The sequence below is a fragment of the Streptomyces javensis genome (genome assembly GCF_039525925.1).
Lineage (GTDB): Bacteria > Actinomycetota > Actinomycetes > Streptomycetales > Streptomycetaceae > Streptomyces > Streptomyces asiaticus.
The window spans coordinates 1-834 of sequence record NZ_BAAAIF010000265.1 but is presented as its reverse complement, the minus strand read 5'-3'; the positions used below and the strand labels follow the sequence as shown (position 1 = coordinate 834).

Below are 834 nucleotides of genomic sequence, written 5' to 3'. Positions count from 1 at the left end.
GCCATGCCGTTGTCGGCCCACGGCCCCCAGGCCACCGAGGTGGCCGGGAGCCCCGCACCGCGCCGCCACTGCGCCAACGCGTCCAAAGTCGCGTTCGCCGCAGCGTAGTTGGCCTGACCCGCGGCACCCACCGTCCCCGAAAACGACGAGAACAACACAAACGCCGAAAGATCCAGCTCCCGCGTCAGCTCGTGCAGATGCCACGCCGCCTCGGACTTCGCCCGCAACACACCCTCGAACCGGCCCACCGACAACCCGTCCAGCACCCCGTCATCCAGCACACCCGCCGCATGCACCACCGCCGTCAGCGGGAACTCCCCCGGCACCCCCGCCAACACCCCGGCCAGCACATCCCGATCACCCACATCACACGCCACAACCGTCACCCGAGCACCGACCTCCCTGAGCTCGGCACACAGCTCATCCACACCCCCAGCCCCAGGACCACGCCGCGAAAGCAGCAGCAGATGCTCCGCACCCGCCCGCGCCAACCACCGCGCCACATGAGCACCCAACGCACCCGTACCACCAGTGACCAAAACCGTCCCCGACGGCTCCCAGCCCCCGACACCACGCGCACCCTCAACCGCGCGCACCACACGGCGGCCGAACACGCCCGACGGCCGCACGGCCGCCTCGGTCTCGTCGGCACGGCCACTCACCACGCCCACCAGCCGGTCCGCCGCGCGCGAATCCCACACCTCGGGCAGGTCGAGCAGACCACCCCAGCGCTCCGGCGCCTCCAGCCCGGCCACCCGGCCCATCCCCCACACCGCCGCCTGCTCCACACCCGACGGGATCTCCGAACCGCTCACCGCCACCGCACCCCGCGTC

At 72.1% G+C, this 834-nt stretch carries 1 protein-coding gene; it reads right to left on the bottom strand.

Annotated features, from left to right (window positions below):
• A partial coding sequence (locus ABD329_RS47880) for a beta-ketoacyl reductase (protein ID WP_344318303.1) occupies positions 1 to 815 on the bottom strand: 815 nt, incomplete at its 3' end.
• Positions 816 to 834 lie beyond the last annotated feature (19 nt).